Origin of the sequence: Lysinibacillus telephonicus (assembly GCF_003966145.1) — a bacterium.
GTDB classification, from domain to species: Bacteria; Bacillota; Bacilli; order Bacillales_A; family Planococcaceae; genus Ureibacillus; species Ureibacillus telephonicus.
In genome coordinates, this window is sequence record NZ_RXNR01000070.1 from 1 (window position 1) to 20097 (window position 20097).

At 35.4% G+C, this 20097-nt stretch carries 18 protein-coding genes and 1 pseudogene; 6 read left to right on the top strand and 13 right to left on the bottom strand.

The window, feature by feature from the left end:
- Nucleotides 1–573 precede the first annotated feature (573 nt).
- The 4 genes from EKG35_RS17175 to EKG35_RS17190 form a co-directional block, all read right to left on the bottom strand.
- Complete coding sequence (locus tag EKG35_RS17175; RefSeq protein WP_126295769.1) at nucleotides 574–1353, bottom strand: enoyl-CoA hydratase; 780 nt, start codon at nucleotides 1351–1353, stop codon at nucleotides 574–576.
- Nucleotides 1353–2258, bottom strand: coding sequence for a hydroxymethylglutaryl-CoA lyase (locus tag EKG35_RS17180; RefSeq protein ID WP_126295770.1), 906 nt, complete (start codon nucleotides 2256–2258; stop codon nucleotides 1353–1355). The genes EKG35_RS17175 and EKG35_RS17180 overlap by 1 nt, the downstream gene beginning before the upstream one ends.
- 139 nt (nucleotides 2259–2397) lie before the next feature.
- Nucleotides 2398–4392, bottom strand: a complete 1995-nt coding sequence (gene tkt / locus EKG35_RS17185) for a transketolase (protein WP_126295771.1) — start codon at nucleotides 4390–4392, stop codon at nucleotides 2398–2400.
- A 140-nt stretch (nucleotides 4393–4532) separates the two neighbouring features.
- Nucleotides 4533–4763 (bottom strand): DUF896 domain-containing protein, encoded by a 231-nt coding sequence (locus EKG35_RS17190; protein ID WP_126295772.1) that lies wholly within the window; start codon nucleotides 4761–4763, stop codon nucleotides 4533–4535.
- 295 nt (nucleotides 4764–5058) lie between these two features.
- Between EKG35_RS17190 and EKG35_RS17195 the strand changes: the two genes are divergently transcribed.
- On the top strand, nucleotides 5059–5472 hold the full coding sequence (locus tag EKG35_RS17195) for a YugN family protein (protein WP_126295773.1): 414 nt from the start codon (nucleotides 5059–5061) through the stop codon (nucleotides 5470–5472).
- Between the two features lie 53 nt (nucleotides 5473–5525).
- Here the strand turns inward: EKG35_RS17195 and EKG35_RS17200 are convergent, their stop codons facing one another.
- The 4 genes from EKG35_RS17200 to EKG35_RS17215 are packed head-to-tail and all read right to left on the bottom strand — an operon-like array spanning nucleotide 5526 to nucleotide 10941.
- Nucleotides 5526–7145: a BCCT family transporter gene (locus tag EKG35_RS17200; protein WP_126295774.1), complete on the bottom strand. Its 1620-nt coding sequence runs from the start codon at nucleotides 7143–7145 to the stop codon at nucleotides 5526–5528.
- Nucleotides 7146–7170: 25 nt separating this feature from the next.
- A complete protein-coding gene (locus EKG35_RS17205; protein WP_126295775.1) occupies nucleotides 7171–8328 on the bottom strand; it encodes an iron-containing alcohol dehydrogenase in 1158 nt (385 codons plus the stop codon).
- 31 nt (nucleotides 8329–8359) lie between these two features.
- On the bottom strand, nucleotides 8360–9796 hold the full coding sequence (gene aldA, locus EKG35_RS17210; RefSeq protein WP_126295776.1) for an aldehyde dehydrogenase: 1437 nt from the start codon (nucleotides 9794–9796) through the stop codon (nucleotides 8360–8362).
- Nucleotides 9797–9807: 11 nt separating this feature from the next.
- Nucleotides 9808–10941, bottom strand: a complete 1134-nt coding sequence (locus EKG35_RS17215; RefSeq protein WP_126295777.1) for a mandelate racemase/muconate lactonizing enzyme family protein — start codon at nucleotides 10939–10941, stop codon at nucleotides 9808–9810.
- A 118-nt stretch (nucleotides 10942–11059) separates the two neighbouring features.
- On the opposite strand from EKG35_RS17215, the gene EKG35_RS17220 reads away from it, so the two are divergent.
- Entirely contained in the window at nucleotides 11060–11851 is a 792-nt protein-coding gene (locus EKG35_RS17220; protein WP_185807805.1) for a helix-turn-helix domain-containing protein, read from the top strand.
- Between the two features lie 122 nt (nucleotides 11852–11973).
- Here EKG35_RS17220 and EKG35_RS17225 read toward each other — a convergent pair whose 3' ends face one another.
- Nucleotides 11974–12792: an IclR family transcriptional regulator gene (locus tag EKG35_RS17225; protein ID WP_126295779.1), complete on the bottom strand. Its 819-nt coding sequence runs from the start codon at nucleotides 12790–12792 to the stop codon at nucleotides 11974–11976.
- Between the two features lie 64 nt (nucleotides 12793–12856).
- Here EKG35_RS17225 and EKG35_RS17230 point away from each other — a divergent pair, with 64 nt between their 5' ends.
- From EKG35_RS17230 to EKG35_RS17240, 3 genes are read left to right on the top strand one after another with little or no spacing between them, the layout of a single operon-like run.
- A complete protein-coding gene (locus EKG35_RS17230) occupies nucleotides 12857–14164 on the top strand; it encodes a lyase family protein (protein WP_246020454.1) in 1308 nt (435 codons plus the stop codon).
- A 10-nt stretch (nucleotides 14165–14174) separates the two neighbouring features.
- A complete protein-coding gene (locus tag EKG35_RS17235; protein ID WP_126295781.1) occupies nucleotides 14175–15686 on the top strand; it encodes an aldehyde dehydrogenase family protein in 1512 nt (503 codons plus the stop codon).
- Nucleotides 15687–15703: 17 nt separating this feature from the next.
- Entirely contained in the window at nucleotides 15704–16810 is a 1107-nt protein-coding gene (locus EKG35_RS17240; protein WP_246020456.1) for a Zn-dependent alcohol dehydrogenase, read from the top strand.
- Between the two features lie 125 nt (nucleotides 16811–16935).
- On the opposite strand, the gene EKG35_RS17245 is transcribed toward EKG35_RS17240, so the two are convergent.
- Complete coding sequence (locus tag EKG35_RS17245; protein ID WP_126295783.1) at nucleotides 16936–17595, bottom strand: YneB family resolvase-like protein; 660 nt, start codon at nucleotides 17593–17595, stop codon at nucleotides 16936–16938.
- The gene (gene yneA / locus EKG35_RS21345; protein ID WP_246020458.1) at nucleotides 17585–17929 is read right to left on the bottom strand and encodes a cell division suppressor protein YneA; all 345 of its coding nucleotides are present in this window, start codon (nucleotides 17927–17929) and stop codon (nucleotides 17585–17587) included. The genes EKG35_RS17245 and yneA overlap by 11 nt, the downstream gene beginning before the upstream one ends.
- 169 nt (nucleotides 17930–18098) lie before the next feature.
- Here yneA and lexA point away from each other — a divergent pair, with 169 nt between their 5' ends.
- Entirely contained in the window at nucleotides 18099–18719 is a 621-nt protein-coding gene (gene lexA, locus EKG35_RS17255) for a transcriptional repressor LexA (RefSeq protein WP_126295784.1), read from the top strand.
- A 103-nt stretch (nucleotides 18720–18822) separates the two neighbouring features.
- Here lexA and EKG35_RS17260 read toward each other — a convergent pair whose 3' ends face one another.
- Nucleotides 18823–19533, bottom strand: a complete 711-nt coding sequence (locus EKG35_RS17260) for a gamma-glutamyl-gamma-aminobutyrate hydrolase family protein (RefSeq protein ID WP_126295785.1) — start codon at nucleotides 19531–19533, stop codon at nucleotides 18823–18825.
- Between the two features lie 243 nt (nucleotides 19534–19776).
- Nucleotides 19777–19974 (bottom strand): annotated as a pseudogene (locus EKG35_RS21350) (DUF6434 domain-containing protein); the annotation flags it as partial.
- Nucleotides 19975–20097 lie beyond the last annotated feature (123 nt).

The window sequence follows — 20097 nt, forward strand, 5'->3', positions numbered from 1 at the left end:
GATTTGGACGGGTTACCACCTGACTAATCCATTATAAAGGACTTTTTCTTTGCATAAAATAATAATATTGAACATTTTGAGTATTTTTAATAGTGAATTTAAATTAATGCAACACTAGTGAATTTATATAGTGAAATTAAATTCATTTTAAATAACCTATTTAAACAGATTTCGAGGTATACACATGATTACTAATTTTAAATTAAAACTCCACGTTTTTATAATAAGACCCTGAATAATGTAATTGAATTCGAACAGTAAATTTAGCTTCTTCCCCTTTTTCCTGCTCTATAGTAATTTAATTTAAATAGCCAAAGTGCTGTTTCTATAACAATATACCAGTATCAGCAGCTATGAAAAATAGTATTAAATACCAATCGTACTCAGTCTTACTTTTCTTATAATCAACAGAATTAGGAAGTTTTGATTTACTGCTTATATATAAGTAGCAGTACTTTTCTTTAAAATGGAGTGTTTAAGGCGATAAAAAACACCCTCAATTGTTTAGCTAATGCCTAACTATTGAGGGAATTATTTGTCATCTATACTTAGAAAAATTTTAATACTCCATTTTTACTTACCTTGATATCTCGGAGAGCGCTTTTCTGTAAATGCTTGCAACCCTTCTATTCTATCTTTTGTTGGGATAAGTGCATTGTAAGCGAGTAACTCAATCTGCAATCCCGTTTGCAATGGAACTTCAATTCCTTGATTAATTGCTTTTTTTGCTTGAATTAATGCTAACGGACCATTTTTAGCTATTTCCCTTGCTAAATCGATTGCTGTATTTAATAAATTTTCTTTTGCAACCACATGGTCCAGTATACCTAATTCTTTTGCAGTCTCCGCATTAATACGCCGAGCTGTATAAATTAACTCTTTTGCTTTACTAATCCCTATTAATCTTGTTAAACGTTGTGTTCCCCCAGCACCTGGTATGATTGCAAGCGATGTTTCAGTTAGCCCAACGGAAATTTGTTCAGAAGCTACCCGAATATCACAAGCTAATGCAAGCTCAAGACCTCCCCCAAAGGCTACTCCATTCATTGCAGCAATGACAGGTTGCGGAAGTGCCTCCACATTTGAAATAGTTTGACCGATAAATTGTACTGAATGAAGGACTTGATCTTCCGGCACTAGCCTCCTCTCTTTCAAATCAGCTCCAACACAAAATGCTTTATCGCCTACCGCTGTTAAGATGACTACCCGAATTTCTGAGTCACGCTTTATTTCATCTAAATAAAAGTTAACTTCCTTTAATAAATCAGTAGACAATGCATTTAACGCTTGAGGCCGATTTAACGTTAAGATTGCAATATGATCACTATGTTTTTGCATCCAAACATGCTCCATTAATGATTCACCTCACTTCTTGATATCGCCAATTGTTTCGTATTTAAAGTTTTTCCTAATTTACTTTCTATAAAATAAGCAGCTTCTAGCAGCTTTTTAGCATTTAATCCTGTTTGTTTTCCCATTTTTGTAAAAAGATAATGAACATCCTCGGTTGCTACATTTCCTGATGCACCTTTTGCATATGGACAACCACCTAGTCCACCTATTGAGCTATCAAAAGTCAGGATTCCCATCTCCAGTGATTTCACTATATTTGCAATTGCTGTTCCATACGTATCATGGAAATGCATGGCAAAAAGATATGGTGGATATTTTTTTAGCAATACTTCTAGCAACCTTTCAATATCTGTCGGCACCCCTACACCAATGGTATCGCCGAGTGAGATTTCTTTTACTCCCATATCAATTAAATGGTCCACGACGTATAATACTTGTTCTGGTTTTACAGGACCATCGTATGGACATCCAATTACTGTTGATACGTATCCTCGAACTGCTAAGTTATTTAGCCTCGCTTCTTCTACTACTTCCTTTAACACAGGAAATGTATCTGAGATAGTTTTATTAATATTTGATAGATTATGCCCTTCTGATGCTGACATAAAGATGCTAACCTCATCGATATGAACTTGTAACGCCCGTTCAAGTCCCTTTATGTTAGGAACTAAAGCTGCGTAGGTAATTTCTTTTCGGCGTTTTAAATTACATAAAACATCCACCGCATCTGCTAATTGCGGTATCCATTTCGGGTGGACAAATGAAGTAACCTCGATATAATCAAGACCCGTTTCTGATAATTTTTCAATAAAGGCGATTTTATCAGTTGTTGAAATATAGTTTTTTTCATTTTGCAATCCATCTCGAGGTCCTACTTCTTTTATTCTTACTTTATTCGTCGTCACTCTTTTCCCCCTCTCATTAATTATGAATATGAGTTATAGAGAATGGTATTCCTCTATTTGGGGTGATATTCCATCACTTTTTTCATAATAAAAAAACTGACCCAAAACATTACATTTTGGATCAGTTTTTATTACTTATTTAAAGAGCTTTTACTTTCGCAACGACATTGTCTACTGTAAAGCCATATTTCTCCATGATAATTTCACCAGGAGCACTTGCGCCGAATTGGTCGATTGCAAGGATGTCGCCTTCAAAACCAGTATATTTATGCCAGCCGAATGATGAGCCCATTTCAATTGCTAAACGTTTTGTCACAGCTTTAGGCAGGACAGACTCTTTATATTCATCTGATTGTTGTTCGAAACGGTCCATAGATGGCATTGAAACAACTAAAACATCAATTCCTTCAGCTAATAATTTACTTTGTGCTTCAATAGCTAAAGAAACCTCTGAACCAGTTGCGATAATGATTGCATCTGGAATTTGTTTTGTAGCAGAAGAAACAACGTATGCACCTTTTGCAACGCCATCTTTTGCAAGTTCAGCAGTATTTGCAAGGACCGGCAAGTTTTGACGTGAAAGAACAAGAGCAGTCGGCACATTTTTAGACGAAATTGCCAACTTCCATGCTTCTGCTGATTCATTTGCATCTGCTGGACGAATCACAGATAGATTTGGCATCGCTCTTAGTGAAGCTAAATGCTCAATTGGTTCATGAGTAGGGCCGTCTTCCCCAACTGCTATAGAATCATGTGTAAACACATAAGTAACTGGTAATCCCATTAATGCAGATAAGCGAACTGCTGGTCGTACGTAGTCGGAGAATACGAAGAATGTACCACCGAATACGTTCAATCCTCCATGCAACGCCATACCATTTAAAGCAGCACCCATTGCGAATTCACGAACACCAAACCAAATATTGCGGCCTTCTGGTGTATCCGCGAAGAAATCACCTGCACCTTTAATTGTCGTTTTATTCGAACCAGCTAGGTCAGCACTGCCCCCAAAGAATGATGGAACTTTTTTTGCTAATGCATTAATTACATCTCCTGAAGATGAACGAGTCGCAACAGATTTTCCTGCTTCATAAACAGGTACTTCTGCATCAAAATCAGCAGGCAGTTCATTATTCATTGCTTTTATAAATTGCTCTGCTAATTCAGGGAATTCAGCTTTATAAGATTCAAATTTTGCATTCCACTCTGCTTCAGGCTGTGCACCTTGCTTTTGAGCAGCTTCATTGAAAATTTCATAAACTTCTTGTGGCACCTTAAATGGCTCATGTTCCCAACCATATGCTGCTTTAGTTAATACTGCTTCGTCAGTACCTAGAGGAGCACCATGTACATCCGATTTTCCTGACTTATTTGGAGAACCAAAACCGATAACCGTTTTAATTTCAATTAATGTTGGTTTGTCTTCGCTTTGTTTTGCTTGTTCGATAGCAGTATTAATTGCATCAACATCTGTACCATCAGCAACATGCAGATAGTTCCAGCCGTATGATTCAAAACGTTTTTGAACGTTTTCAGAAAATGATTTTGCCAAATCGCCATCTAATGAAATATCGTTTGAATCGTACAACACGATTAATTTTTCAAGTTTTAGATGACCAGCTAATGAAATTGCTTCTGCTGCAACACCTTCCATTAAATCGCCATCTCCGCAAAGTGCAAAAGTATAGTGGTCAACTATGTCATGTCCGGGTTTGTTATATGTAGCAGCTAAATGACGTTCAGCCATTGCCATACCTACTGACATTGCAATCCCTTGGCCAAGTGGTCCTGTTGTTGCTTCAACTCCAACAGTGTGTCCATATTCTGGGTGCCCAGGAGTTTTAGAGCCCCATTGACGGAAGTTTTTAATTTCTTCCATATCTAAACCGTATCCTCCTAAATGTAGAAGGCTATATAATAACATCGAACCATGTCCTGCAGAAAGAACAAAACGGTCGCGGTTATACCATTTTGGATTTTGCGGATTGTGGCGTAGTTGTTTCGTCCACAATGTATATGCCATTGGAGCTGCACCCATTGGTAAACCGGGATGACCCGAATTTGCTTTTTCGATTGCATCAATAGATAATGTTCGGATTGCATTAATTGCTAATAGATCCGCTTTTTGTGCCATTATTTGACATCCTTTCTCGTTCTATTTATTGTTCTTATCCAGTTTAGACAAGTTTATGACAGAAAACAATCCTATTTATAGACATTTTCAGTAATATGTCATGCTTTTTACAATTGTGCTATATTATTCTCCGTTTAAAATTAATTTAATTTATTTTTTTGTATTTTTTTAATCTTTTCAGGAGTGACCTCATTACCTGCAGCATCAAAAATTTGTACATTTTCTATTGTATTTCGGAATGAAGAACGGAATGAATCTAAATACTCCTTACGAAGAACTGTACGTTCTTTTGCTTCTGCTTCAGTTAATGTTCCCTCTTTTGCTCTTTTTGAAAGCTCATTGATTCGCGCAATTTTTTCTTTTGATAACATTTGTAATACTCACCTTTCTTCAATCCCATTCCAGACCTAAAACGTCCTGAATGAAAATATCAATACTTAAAAGGTATGAAAAAAAGAGGTGAAGCGCAAGTGATTTAACTTAGTAAGGATTATTAATATTAAATTATAAACTTACTGAACCACTCTGCAGCATATATAGGAAAGAAGTTTAAAAAAATAATCCAATAACATTACTTTATTATCTTCAAATTATTTCTGTATGTTTCCTCTATATGTATTGTTCCTTGTGCTCTTGTTAAAAATAATAGAAAAAAGGAGACGAATTATGTTAAAACTAGAAACAAATATAGAAGGAAAACAAGCACAATTTGGTTTCCTTCAAAATAAAATTAAAAAATATGGTTTTTGTCTTGGAAGCTATTGGGAGTATGATCACGGCTTTTTCGATACTATTCTTTATAAGGAAGACTGTGAAACAATTTATTTACGCCTTCCATTTGTTGTTATTGATGGTATGCTCGATTCCGCGAAGGCTCATATAAGTTTTCAAACTCCATATGTCATTAAGCATGTTTTCAATTGTGGGTTAGATTTTGACGAAAGCTCATTATTGGACGCAACAGGATTCAGTCAATTTCAAAATCCAATCGATAAAGATGGGGAAATTATAAATAAAAATAAATGGGTACATGCAGGCGAACAAGTTGTCATTAATAATGTAATCCCTTACCTCAATTAAAATATTAACAGGGTGACCCAATCTATTTTTGGGTCACCCTTACTTCTTATACTTTAGTTATTATTCGACTCTACTAAATCCTTCTCGTTTTCTAGGTTATTATTAACTTCCCGTTGAAGAACTGTATCTTTATAGCTTTCTTCCCTCTTTACTTGTTCAGTTACATCATATTTTGCAGGGTTGTATGCAACCTTTAATAATGAACCGACAATTGCCAAACATAAAATTAAGGCTGGTATTCCACCTAAATTTGAAAGAATCTTTATTCCATCTATTTTTGCAAAACTTAACATTACCCATGCAATGATACCTACAGCCGTACCCCACATTACTTTAATTATAATATGAGCTTCCTGACTCTCAGGGGAAATACCGTGTGAACTAATACCGCCCATAGCCGAAATATTTGAGTCCGATGCAGTAACGAAAGAGATAAAAACAATAAATAAATAGAAAGGAATTACAATCATTGACAACGGAACATCTGCCAGTACAGCATACAATACTGATTCTGCACCAAAATTATTTAAAATATCTCCTAATGTACCATCAGTAAGTTGTTTATGGATTGCGGTACCTCCGAAAATTGTCATCCAGAGTGCACCAAATATAGAAGGGAACACGAAGTTTACTGCTATAAAAGTACGAACTGTATACCCATAACCAATACGACCTAAGAACATTGCTGTTATAGCCGCCCATGCAAACCAGTTTGCCCAGTAAAATACAGTCCACCATTTTGGCCACATATCACCTGCAGCAGCCCCAGTAAACAAACTTTTTTCAAAAAAGTTTGTTAAATAATGACCAAAAGATTCTGTACCTAAATTAACGATGAATGTCATTGGACCTGTAATAAAGATGAAAAGTACGATAATAATGTAGACATTCATATTAATATTAGATAATATTCGAATACCCTTCATTAAACCAGTTGAAGCAGAAATAGTAAAAGTAATCATAGTTATAGCTGCTATAATCGCCCACATTACTGTATTACTTTCCCAACCTGTTAAATAGTGGACACCGCCAGCCAGATTCAGTACAGCAGTCCCCATTGCCGATGCCATACCTAATGCTAATGTATAAAGTGAAATACCATCAATAAATGAACTAAATTTCCCATCAGTACGTTTTCCTAAAAGCGGTGCCAACGTCGAACTTAAACTAAAACTTTTTCTCATATTATAAAATGCAAAAGCAAACATTAATGCTGGCACACAATATATTGCATATGGTGTAACTGTCCAATGCAAATACATTGTAGACATGGAGAAAATAGCTGCTTCAGCACTATTTGCTTCTAGACCTAATGATTCCGGAGGAGTTACTAGGTGATATATAGGTTCAACAATTCCCCAAAATGTCACACCTGCTGCAATAGTAGTACATAATGTAATAGCTAACCAATTTTTCATGCTTAGCATTGGCTTTGCATCTTTACCACCAATTCGATATCTTCCTAAAGGCGAGAAGTAAACTGCAATGACAACAACCAGCATAAGTAGACCACTCAAACTAAACAACCATCCAACATTATCTAATAGCCAATTATTCGCAATATTTACCTTTTCAAGAAACAAATCTGGATATAACAAACTAAATAAGCCCGCAACGAGTAGTAAAATAAATGGCGGCCAAAACACTCCATGACGTAAATTAATTTTTTTCATTTCTTAGTCCCCTTTGTAAGAAATATTAATTAAAAATACTTTTAGCAAATCGATTTAGGTCTTCTATTGTTGGAACTGCACAACTATTTTGCAGCATTGGTTGATTTTCTTGATCTTGCATTATTTGTACAAAATGATTTATTTGTTGTTCACCAACTTTTCCTTCTCCCACTAACAAATCAAGCTGACCAACACTAACTAATTGTTTGTACCGCGCTGCAATTTTTAAAGGTGCTTCAGCATTCCATTCTATATCCATCGCTTGTGCCACTGTTTTATAGCTTTCTGACGCATTTATTACTAGCCAATCTATCGTTTTATATAATGAAATTGCTACTGCTCTTCCATGTGGAATCTTCTCTAAAGTTCCTAATGCATGGCCAATACAGTGTGCCAGACCAGTTCCCCCTTGTTCAATGGCAAGGCCTGCCAAAGTTGCGCCAAGAGATAAATTACCACGAGCCTCCAAATCATGCGGATTGGAAAGTACTTTCTCGAAATTCTCATTAATTAAACGAATAGATTGGTAGCTTAATGCTTCAATTATTGGATTTGAACGGCGACCACTTACTGCTTCCATTGCATGAATTAATGCATCAAGAGTTGTTGCTACTGTTAAATGAATTGGAAGATTAACGGTAAATGTAGGATCTAGTATGGCAAGTGTTGGCGCCATATTTTCATCCCATCCCCAAACTTTTCGTCCTTCTGTGTCTGAAAATACAACGGTACTAGTTACCTCTGCACCTGTACCAGAAGTTGTAGGGATAGCGATATTTACTACTTCACTTGTTTTAAATGGATTTTCCATCAATGCATAGTGCATTGTGTTATGAATATCACCTGAAACAAGTGTTGCCATTTTCGCAACATCCATCGCTGAACCTCCACCTAATCCGATGACACATTTAATATTGTTTTCACGAATTATGTTTGCTACTTCATCGATTTGTATAATTGAAGGGTCAGGTTTTACATCTACATATGTATCAACTGTATACCCCTTCTCAGTTAAAACGTTTTCAATTTTGTCTAATATTCCAACCATTTTAACCCCTTGGTCGGTTACTATTAGGACCTTTTCTTTGCCTATTAGTTTTTCAATTTCACTTGGTAGATTTAGATATACACCTTCACCAAATAATATTTTTGTTCTAGAGTAGTAACTAAGTGAAGCAGTCATTTGATATCCCCCTTGTGGCAATAATTTCTTGTTAAAAACTTAAGTACACCGTTTTATATTGTAAAAATTCTTCAAAGCCATGTTTTCCGTCATCTCCTCCAATACCGGATTTTTTCCATCCAGCATGGTAACCTTGATAAGCTTCTCCTTGTTGACGATTCACATATACTTCACCGAAATTTAATTCCTTTGTTAATTTCATTACTGATTTATAAGATGTCGTATAAATATTTGAGGTAAGTCCATACTCTGAGTCATTTGCCAATTCAACTGCTTCGTCAATTGTTGAAAATGATAGAATTGGAAGTACCGGACCAAATACTTCTTGTTGTACAACGTTCATTTTCTGATGACAGTTGACTAAAATAGTTGGTGCATAAAAGCTATCACCAAGTTCAGATAAAATGCGCCCGCCACATAAAATTTCGGCTCCTTCTCCTACAGCTTCTTTTACCATTTTGTCTACTCGCGCTGCATCCGCCGAGGACACAAGGCAACCAACTTCAATATCGGGATTAGTACGTCCGTCGCCAACTTTTACTTCTTCAAATGCTGCTAATAGCTTCGATACGAACTCTTCTTTAATCGACTCATGCACATAAACGCGCTCAGTATTACTACATACTTGACCAGAATTTGATAAACGGCCACCTTTTATTGCGGAAACTGCCAAATCAATGTCTGCATCTTCCATAACAATAGCTGGTGCCTTCCCACCTAATTCAAGAGATACACGAATCATATTAGCCGCGCATTTTTTCATAATTTGCTGCCCAACTTTCGTTGAGCCTGTAAATGTTACCATTTGTATATTTGCTGAAGTTAATGCCTCTCCAACTATTTCATCAGCACCAACTACGACATTTACAACCCCTTCTGGAAAACCAGCTTTTTGAAACAGTTCTGCTAACTTTAAAGCTGATATAGGTGATTTTATACTTGGCTTAATTACTACTGTATTTCCTGCTATTAACGCTGGGATAACCTTGCGTATTAAAACATAGATTGGAAAGTTCCATGGAACAATTACACCAATTACCCCCAACGGCTCTCTTTCAATTAAAATACGTTCTGTTGTTGAATCACTAGTAATAACTTCCCCTTCTATCCGACGAGCCCATTGCGATTGGTATTCAGCTAAATCAGCACTATAAAATGCTTCTGAGTTTGCAGCACTAATAGGTTTTCCCATTTCCAAGTTAATAAATTTGCCAATGGTTTTATAATTCTCATCTAAACGCAACAATGCTACAAACTCTTTTACATAATTTTCACGTTGAAATGCCGGGGTATTTTTCCACTTTTTAAATGCTTTTGCCGCGCATTCAACCGCTTTATCGACATCCTCCGCTGTACAGCTTTGAACTTGTGCAACAACCTCATTTGTTCCCGGGTAAACAACATCCATCCATGAATTTGTTTCATTTTTTAAAAATTCACCATTAATAAAAGCAGTACATCTCTCCATTGTGTTCCCCCCTAAACTGTTTCACCTACATAAAAGTGTTTTATTTCGTATTTTTCAAGTGCTTGCTGATCAAGTTCAAATCCTAATCCCGGTTTTTGAGATGCTTGCAGATAACCGTCGGAATCTATCATTAATTTATCTACTTGCACGAAATCACGACGCTCATTTGACCACGCTGGAGGATCGTATGGGAATTCTAAATATGGGCAATTACTTACCCCCAGCGCTAAATGAAGATTCCCTAAAACTCCAATCCCATTAGTCCAAGTGTGTGGACTGAACCAAGCCCCCTGACCCTGTACCAACTCAGCTATTTTTTTAACCCCTGTAATCCCACCTGTTAATGCTACATCTGGCTGGTAAACGTCTAAAGAGTTGTTGCGATTCATTTCTCGGAAGTCATACCAGTTGCGGTTCATTTCACCGCCAGCTATACGAATTTCAACCTTATCTCGCAGTTTTGCCATATTTTTAAATTCATGACAAGCTAATGGTTCTTCTAACCAAAATACATCCAACTTCTCCAGCTCACGTGCTACTGAAGTCGCTTTTTTTAAATCCCAAGTACGTTCTGTATCCCATGGCATTTTCCATCCTTGGTTGGCATCTACCATAATTTCTAGTTTATCTCCTACTGCTTTTCGTACTTCTTCGACCACTTTAATATCATCTCTTACGTCGGTATGGTGGAAACGAATTTTCATAGCTTTAAAGCCTTGCTCAATAAACTGTAATGCTCGTTCTGCTCTTACTTCCGGAGTAACAATTTCACCAGTAGAAGCATAAGCAAGTATTTTCTCATTTTTTGCACCTAGAAGCTTATATACAGGTTGATTTGTAGCTTTCCCCATTAAATCCCAAAGTGCTAAATCTAATGGCCAACAACGTCCATAATGGAAATCAATATTTGAAATAACTTGGTTATGACGCTCGATATTAAATGGATCTTGTCCAATAAATAAATGTTCATGACCACTTAGCCCCATCATTAAGTCTCCAGAGCCTATTCCTGTAATTCCTGAGTCAGTGTGGACATATACAACTGTAGATGCAAATTTCTTCCTTGGCTGCGGATCCCACGCAGCTTTAAATGGTGGATCTAAAGGTAATAAATAATGTTTTACTTCAATTCCAGTAATCTTCAATCCTATCTCCTCCAAAAAAGCGCTTTCAATATTTTTTTACATTCTATACAATTATTAATGATTAATGAATACACGTTTTTTCCAAAAACATATACTTTTTTGCAAAGGAGTGAAAATTTTGATAGATGAATTATTAAAGAAAAATAGCTTTTCCATTCATCAACACTCTTATTGGAATCCAATCGAGGAATTTCAATTATCGCATGATACATACCCTCATTGGTCATTTTTTTGTATTGAAGAAGGTGAAATGGAGTATAAATATCTTGACACCACTGGTATTGCTAAATTTGGGGATATTATCGTTTGCCCTCCCCAGTATCCACTATTCCGTAGAGCTGTTAGCCCTTTGAAATTCCACTTTTTTCAGGCTAGTGCTGATAGTGATATGAAAAATTATTTCCGAGTTGGAGTAAATACTCTACAAAATCTTGAAAGATTAAAATCAACCTATAATTTTTTTGCTAAACTTTCATTTTCAGAGGATGAATATAGTAAACAAGTTAAAGCTCACCTAATTTACGATATTTCAATTCAATTATTAATAGAAAATGAATTATTTATATTAGAAGAAGAGCCACAAATTAAAGATGAGGTTATTGTAGATATCATCACATATATAAATAATAATTTTGAAGATAAAATAAGCTTCCAAGAGTTAGCTGAAAAGCATCGAATTAACTCTTCTCAACTAACTCGCCGCTTTATGAAACAAGTAGGTGTTAATCCTATTGATTACTTAACAATGGTGCGTTTGCGGCTTGTAAGAACTTTACTAATTGAAACTACAGATAATTTAGATGTAATTGCGGAAAAATGTGGCTTTCAAAATGGTTTTTACTTAAGTCGTAAATTTAAAAAAATAATGAATATCTCTCCTTCAGAATTTAGAAAAGTGTACCGAATGTAAAAAGTAGGTTGTTCACTTGGAGTATTCTTCTGTCAAAAGAGACTGCCAACTTTAGTAGTAGATTACTTTTATAAATAGTAAAAGAGCTAACCAAAACTTTCCCTTTTTGGTTAGCTCTTTACTTAAATTAATTTACTTGAGATTTCTTTTGCCACCTCCAACAGTTGCGGGGCAGCTTCACGTAAATCTTTCTCCGAAATTCGAAAAGCAGGTCCTCCAAGTGTTATAAAAGCGATTGGATTATTATTTGCCTCAATTGCTATAGAAATAGCGTTCTCGCTCTCATCATATTCTCCAATGGAAAGACTATATTTTTGCTGACTTATTTCTTTTAATTGTTTCTTCAGTGCTTGTCTATTAGTAATAGTGAAAGAAGAGAATTCTTCAAGAGGATACATTAAATAAGATTCCAGTTCTTCCTCAGTAAAATAACTAAGCTGCAATTTACCATTAGAAGAACAATGTAACGGTGAAAAAGTATTTGTATAGTTCATTAAACGAACCGTTTGCTCAGGATCCACCTGGCAAATGTTATACATTTTTTTATTTTGAAATACGCTTAAAATGACAGTTTCATTGTATTTCTTACTAATTTCCTCCATATAAGGTTGTATAACTTTTACTAAATAACTATAGCTATCATTACCCCTCACTAATTGGTAAAGTTTCACTCCTCTTTGATAATTTTTTGTTACTTCATCTTTCTCAATATATCCCCTTTTTTCTAAAGTACCTAATATTCTCCAAATCGTTGTTCGGTTTAACCCCGTTTTTTCCATCAACTCCATAATTGAAATTGATTGTTCACTATTTGCTACAAGCTCTAACAAATCCAGTGCACGTTCGACTGATTGTACTGTTGTTGTTTTTCCTTCATTCGCCATCATAAAACTAATATAACATAAAATAATTGAAGTATTGACAATTTTAAGAAGCTGCAATTATAATGCTCTTAAGTTCACATAGTGAATTAAATGTTCATAATATGAACAAAGGGGTGGTTTGTTGATTAGAATTGAAAGTGATTCCTTTGGACAAATAGAAATTGATGAAAAATTACTTTATGGTATTCAGACGGTCCGTACATTACAAAATATGTCTTTTTCTAATAAGCCGTTATCAAATTACCCTGAATACCTTAAAACAATTGCATCAGTAAAGTTAGCTGCTGCAAAAGCCAATAATTATGAAAAATTAATTTCTGATGACAAGTTCAACGCCATTGAATATGCATGTAAAAAAATTCAAGCAGGTGATTTTTTGGAACACTTTCCAGTTGATGTATTTCATGGCGGAGGCGGAATCGGAATTAATATGAATGTGAATGAAGTATTAACATCACTTGCAAATCAGAAACTTCAACATTCCACATTTAAAGTTCATCCGATTGAAGATGTTAATCTATCCCAATCAACTGCTGATGTTTGTAGTACGACAAGTAGAATTACTATTTTCATTTTAGCTAAACAATTAATTTCACAAGTTCATCTATTGATTGAAGCCTTTAGTGCGAAATCAAACGAGTATTCAGATGTTGAAACAATGTCTCGCACTTGTTTACAAGACGCGCTCCCTATTCGTTTTTATGATTTTTTTAGCGCCTATATTGAATTGTTAAAACGGAGAGCAGTTTCCATAGAAGCATCCATCCAACCATTACTTTTAATTAATTTAGGTGGAACTGTAGTGGGTACTGGAAATGGGGCATCGGATTATTACAAAAAAAATATAGTAGGAATTTTAAAGGATGAGATTAAGCTTCCTCTAGAAAAAAATCCAAACTTAATTGATTGTGCACAAAACATTGATTTATTTATAGATGTCTCCAATCAATTAGCACAGCTAAGTAATGCCTATTTAAAAATTGCCAAAGATCTACGTATTTTATCTTCCGGACCTTATGGTGGATTTAATGAAATAAAGCTACCAGCTGTTCAAAACGGCTCTTCATTCTTTCCTGGAAAGATAAATCCTGTTATTCCCGAAACAGTTATTCAATGCTCTCTACAAGTTTTGGGAATTCACCGATCAGTTTGTGGTGCACTTGAACACGCAGAATTAAATTTAAATGTATTTGAAAGCTTTGCTGTATTTAACATACTTGACCAAATTAATTTAATAACCAATGTCACAGAGCTTTTCCGTAATAAATGTATTGCAGGGATTGAAATAAATGAACAGCGTTGCTCTGAGTTGGCAAGCTCACCTATCCCCTACCTATCACGTTTAAAACAAAAGATTGGCTACACAAAAGTGAATGAATTATTAAAGAAACATAGTTTTGAAGAAATAAAGTTAATGAATCTAATTTGAGGTGATATTAATGACAACTGCACAATTTAACGGAATTGAACAGCCAAAATTAGAATGGGCTAAAGAATGGCTTAAGGAAATTAAGTGCTCTTATGTAAATGGTGAATGGGTAAAAACTGGTACAAATGAATTAATCGATTCTATCAATCCTGCAACGGGCGAAATTAATGGAAATTATGAAATTGCAACAGAGAAGCTAGTAAATGATGCGGTAGCTGCTGCACGAAAAGCACTTGAAAGCGACGATTGGAAGAAAGTCACTCGAAAAAATCGTGCTAAAATTTTACAATCAATCGGTGCTTTAATTAAGAAACATCAAGCAGAGTTAGCAACGTTAGAATCCTTGGATAATGGAAAACTTTATACAGAATCTTGGGAAGACATGACGGAGTGCATCGAACTATTCGAATATTATGCAGGTTGGACTGATAAATTTTATACAGAAAACAACCCAGTTGAAGGCAATTTTTTAAGCGTAACTACTGCAGACCCAATAGGTGTATGTGGTCAAATCGTTCCATTTAATTTCCCATTACAAATGGCAGCTCTAAAAATGGCACCTGCTTTAGCAATGGCCAATACAGTGTTACTAAAGCCAGCTAATGCAACTTCATTTTCTGCTATACGTTTCTTTGAAATTTTAGATGACAATAATGTTTTGCCGCCAGGAACTATTAATTTATTAGTCGGAGATAGTAAGGTTGGCTCTTGGATTAGTAAACACCCTGACATTGATAAACTTTCTTTTACTGGCTCCACAAAAATTGGAAAGCAATTATTACGTGATTCAGCCGATAGCAATTTAAAACCTGTCACACTTGAACTTGGCGGCAAATCACCAAATATTATTTTTGATGATTATAAAGATTTAGACGCAGCTATAGAGCGTTCATTTATTGCATTATTCACTCACAAAGGTGAAAAATGCTCTTCTCCTACAAGACTTTTTGTGCAAGAGACCATCTATGATTATGTTGTAGAAAAAATATCTGAACGGGCACGAAACTACAAATGTGGAGACCCATTCGATCCGAACAGTGATCAAGGTGCACAATGTACAAAAGCTCATATGGAATCTATTTTAGAGTACATTGAAAGTGCCCGTGTTGAGGGTGCATCAATTGTTGCCGGTGGTGAACGTGATTTAGAAGGTACTAATGCAAACGGCTATTTTATAAAACCAACAATTATTGCAAATGTACACAATAAAATGACAGTAGCACAAGAAGAGATTTTTGGTCCTGTATTATGTGTGATTCCTTTCAAAACAGAAGAAGAAGTTATTGAGATGGCAAATGATACTATATATGGACTAGGTGCCGGTTTGTGGACGGGAGACCCGTCACGTGCTCATCGAGTTGCAAATCAATTAAAAGCTGGTATGGTATTTGTCAATCGTTATGGATGCTACGATATGGCAAGTCCTTTCGGTGGTATTAAGCAAAGTGGCTGGGGAAAAGAATATGCAATTCATTCATTAAATTCATTTGTTTCAAAACGAGCTATATGGTTCGCATACTAAATAGAAGAGGTGCAATAATGAGAGCTGCTGTATTAATGGAAACAAACAAACCATTAGAAATAAAAGAAGTACATTTACTAAATCCAAAAGAAAACGAAGTACTTGTGAAGATCGGTGCAACAGGCGTTTGCCACAGTGATTTAAATGCTATAGAAGACCCAACTACCCCTACCCCAACAATTTTAGGACACGAAGGTGCTGGGATTGTAGTTGCAGTTGGTTCTTCGGTTAAGACAGTAAAAGTTGGAGACAAAGTTGCACTAAGCTGGGTGCCGTATTGTGGTGTTTGTGAGTTCTGCTTGGATGGAACTGTCAATTTGTGTGAATCTGCATTTGGCCCAATGTTTGATGGAACATTATTAGATGGTACTTCTCGCCTTCATATTAATGGAGAGACCATTTATCATAATTCATTACTATCAACATTTGCTGAATATGCGGTTGTACCTGAGATGTCTTGTGTTAAACTTCCTGATGGTATGCCTATGGCGCAGGCTGCACTTATCGGCTGTGGTGTTGCTACCGGTTATGGGGCTGCTGTAAAAGCTGCTGGTGTAACGCCCGGTTCAACTGTTGCAGTTTTTGGTATAGGTGGTGTTGGTATCAATGCAATCCAAGGTGCTAAAATTGCTGGTGCAAGTAAAATCATTGCTTGTGATATTAAAGAGAGCAACTTAGAATTAGCTAAGCAATTTGGTGCAACACATACTGTTAATACATCTATACCTGACTCCTTTGAACAAATTAAAGGTTTAACAAATGGTTTGGGTGTCCATTATTCAATAGATTGTACTGGAAACACGCGTGCTACTGAAACCGCATGGCATAGTACGCGTAAAGGAGGCACAATAGTAATTGTTGGTGCCTTCAATCCAAATCAAACATTAAATCTACCAGCAGGTGGTTTTCATCGTGTAGGCAAAACAATTAAAGGTAGCTTCTATGGCGATATTCAGCCATTGAAAGACTTCCCTGTAATTGCACAACTATATTTAGATGGAAAATTGAAGCTTGATGAGCTGATTTTAAAAACTATTAAACTAGATGATATTAACATTGCAATAGATAGTTTCCATAACCACAGCTGCAGCAATGTAGGTCGTACTGTAGTAACATTTGATTGAGTATATTCTAAAATAATAGATAGCAAATAATAAAATGCCATCAATTTTATTATTTGCTATTTTAGTTTGACTCTATGCGAATACTCCTGCATCAATAAATAAAATTAAAAACAGAAGAATAATATTTAATTTTCTCCATCCTCAATATATTCAGTATATCTGCGATGTACTGTTGCTTTACTAACTTCGAATCCTAAACCTCTTAAAGTTGAAGCAATCTCTTGAAAGGTAAGTCCCTTTTGACGGAGCTTCACAATTTCTTCAATCGGTACATCAATTCGTTCACGGCCATCGTGGTTGTGCCGATTTTTTATGTTTAGTTCAGGCCTATATCCATTCTCAATCGCGCGAAGCATACCTCTTTTAATTTTCGCATTATGAATCTTCCTTTGATATTCTTCAACAATTGCTAAAATTTCAAGAAGCATTGTATCCATCTCATTTAATGTAATTGGACCTGCGGAGTTTAAAGAAAATATAGTTGTCCCACTTTTTTGAAGAAGATGTAAAATAGCCATTCGTGCATTACCACGTCCTAAACGTGTTTCATCCTGCACAAATAACGCTTTTACATGATTTTCTTTAATAAAATCCATCATTTCAAGCAAACCTTCTCGTTCAACTTCATAGCCGCTCTGTTGATCTTGAAACGTTTTCAACACTTGATAATTCATTTTTTCTGCATAATGTAATAATTCTTCTTCTTGTCTAACTAGTGAAGTCTCTTGAGTATTTTTTTCTGTACTTACTCGTGTATAAATAACTGCTGTCTTGTTACTTGTCATTATTTTTAACCGCTACCTCAATAGGATGAACCTCTTCATCCTCTATTTTTTTTGCAATAAAATTACTATTTTCGTTGACTGGAATTGCTATTTGGTGCCCAGCTACGATTATTTCATTATTTAAGCCGTTTTCAGCCTTTACGGATTTAATCCACTCTTCAATTGTCATTTTACCACGAAACTGTTCCGCTAATGTCCAAAGGGTATCGCCATGTTGGATTTCATATTGTTCGTATGTTGTATCACCATTATCTGTTATGAATAGGAAGCCTGCCATCATCATAAAAACCGTAAATAAAACCACAATATAACTGTTTTTTTGTAACCAATTCATGTCTATTACTCCTTTTTCGAATGTTTGTTCGGAATTTATGTTCTTACTTTAATACGAACATTTGTTTTTGTCAACACTTTGAACGAACCTATGTTTGCATTTCTGTTCGCATACTGATATACTATATGTAATTAATAGAGATACATATTCACTTAAAGAGGTGAGAAGGTTGAAAAAAATATCAAAAAGGCAAGAAGATATTTTAGCATTCATAAAAGAAGAGGTTCGAACGAAAGGTTACCCGCCATCTGTTCGTGAGATTGGAGAAGCTGTTGGTCTTGCTTCTAGTTCAACGGTTCACGGTCATTTAGCACGATTAGAAAGCAAAGGTTTAATTCGCCGCGACCCTACAAAACCACGTGCAATTGAAATTTTAGATAATGAAGGGGAAACTGTTCAAAAGCAATCTGTTGTACATGTTCCACTTGTAGGGAAGGTTACAGCCGGACTGCCAATTACTGCAATTGAAAACATTGAAGAATATTTCCCTCTGCCTGATACATATGGCGTCGGTGAAGATAAACTTTTTATGCTTGAAGTTATGGGTGAATCGATGATAGAAGCTGGCATTCTTGATGGAGATTACGTGGTGGTAAAACAAACATCTACTGCGAATAATGGAGATATTGTAGTTGCCATGACTGAAGATGATGAAGCTACAGTAAAACGATTCTTTAAAGAAAAAACGCATTTTCGCCTACAACCAGAAAACTCCAGCATGGATCCGATTTTACTAAACCAAGTAACTATTTTAGGAAAAGTAGTAGGATTATATCGTCAATTCCACTAAAAAAGGCTGTCTCGCAAGTCTAATCTGACTTTTGGGACAACCTTTTTTTGAATGAACAATATTTATGTCTTCTTAACTTTAAATATATGAACCCTCACATGAGTTAAATTTTATACTTGGTGCAAGCCTGTATAAACTCAGCAAACAATGCCTTTGAATGTTTATCGCCAGCAACTGCCATCTCTTCTGGATGCCACTGTACAGCAATACAAAACGGATAATCTTTTAACTCCACAGCTTCTACTATTCCATCACTTGCCTTAGCTGTTATTAACAAAACATGCGGAACATCTTTTATGGCTTGATGATGAAGAGAATTTACAGCAATCTTATCGTTTCCAATTATTTTATATAACAGACTTTCAGAATTTATCGTTACAAAATGAGATGCTTCATGACGTTCCGCTTTTTGATTATGAAGAAGCGGCTCTTTTTCGAATTGTGTATTAATATCTTGATAAAGCCCCCCACCTAATACAATGTTTAAAAGCTGTATTCCCCTGCATATCGCAAATATTGGAAGCTTCTTTTTCAATGCAGCTTTGGCAAGGGCTATTTCAACTTGATCTCTCCGTAAACTTACTTCACCGAGATTAAGATGAGGCTCTTCATTAAAAAAATGAGGATGAATATCTACCCCACCAGTTAATAGCAAACCATCAAGTGTACTTATAAGTTGATCTACATCTTTTTCTACACCAAACGGAATACATAAAGGGACACCTCCAGCATCTAGTATTGATTGAACATATGGTGCATTCAAGCTATACTTCTTGTCACTTTTAGTCATCGTAAGTCCGACAATAGGTTTCATTTAAGCACCTCCAAAAATCTATAATTTACCTGTTATAGAATATTCTTTTGGGGAGCTTTCATTTCCTTCAAAAATAACTTTATTCGTCATCTTTATGCTTTCCTGTCTTACTGTTCAATAAAAAATGTATGTAATGAATTGAATGATTTCCGCCAAGTATTTTGTAGTTTGCACCTCTTAAACGTTTAATAAAAGGAATGATCGAGCCAAATCTGAAATCTAAATGAATTTATATTTGACAATTTAAAATGAATCTAACGGAAAATTTTTAGGGATGTATTTATTGCTTCCGGGAAGTTTCTTTATTTTTTTCCATGCTTCAATTGCTTCTTGCCGATTTTTCCCTTGATTTTTCGGGTCAGCGAAAAAGTCACGAATGAATTGATTGTACTCAAATTGAGGGGCAATTTCCTTTTTATAAGAGGGATCCTTTTTTCTCTCTATATAAATGCTAATTTAAATATGTACACTCTCGCTTGAATAAATATGTACAAAAATGCTCCTTCATTTCATACTAATACTGAGGTGTTAGTATGCATATTCAACTAGATATAGAGACGGAAT

What these genes read in the sequence shown, in the direction of transcription:
- EKG35_RS17200 (WP_126295774.1), bottom strand. Translation starts at nt 7,145, where the DNA reads ATGAAAAAAATTAATTTACGTCATGGAGTGTTTTGGCCGCCATTTATT.
- yneA (WP_246020458.1), bottom strand. Translation starts at nt 17,929, where the DNA reads ATGAATTGGTTACAAAAAAACAGTTATATTGTGGTTTTATTTACGGTT.
- aldA (WP_126295776.1), bottom strand. Translation starts at nt 9,796, where the DNA reads ATGGAGAGATGTACTGCTTTTATTAATGGTGAATTTTTAAAAAATGAA.
- EKG35_RS17175 (WP_126295769.1), bottom strand. Translation starts at nt 1,353, where the DNA reads ATGGAGCATGTTTGGATGCAAAAACATAGTGATCATATTGCAATCTTA.
- EKG35_RS17235 (WP_126295781.1), top strand. Translation starts at nt 14,175, where the DNA reads ATGACAACTGCACAATTTAACGGAATTGAACAGCCAAAATTAGAATGG.
- EKG35_RS17205 (WP_126295775.1), bottom strand. Translation starts at nt 8,328, where the DNA reads ATGACTGCTTCACTTAGTTACTACTCTAGAACAAAAATATTATTTGGT.
- EKG35_RS17240 (WP_246020456.1), top strand. Translation starts at nt 15,704, where the DNA reads ATGAGAGCTGCTGTATTAATGGAAACAAACAAACCATTAGAAATAAAA.
- tkt (WP_126295771.1), bottom strand. Translation starts at nt 4,392, where the DNA reads ATGGCACAAAAAGCGGATCTATTAGCAATTAATGCAATCCGAACATTA.
- EKG35_RS17195 (WP_126295773.1), top strand. Translation starts at nt 5,059, where the DNA reads ATGTTAAAACTAGAAACAAATATAGAAGGAAAACAAGCACAATTTGGT.
- EKG35_RS17190 (WP_126295772.1), bottom strand. Translation starts at nt 4,763, where the DNA reads ATGTTATCAAAAGAAAAAATTGCGCGAATCAATGAGCTTTCAAAAAGA.
- EKG35_RS17245 (WP_126295783.1), bottom strand. Translation starts at nt 17,595, where the DNA reads ATGACAAGTAACAAGACAGCAGTTATTTATACACGAGTAAGTACAGAA.
- EKG35_RS17260 (WP_126295785.1), bottom strand. Translation starts at nt 19,533, where the DNA reads ATGAAACCTATTGTCGGACTTACGATGACTAAAAGTGACAAGAAGTAT.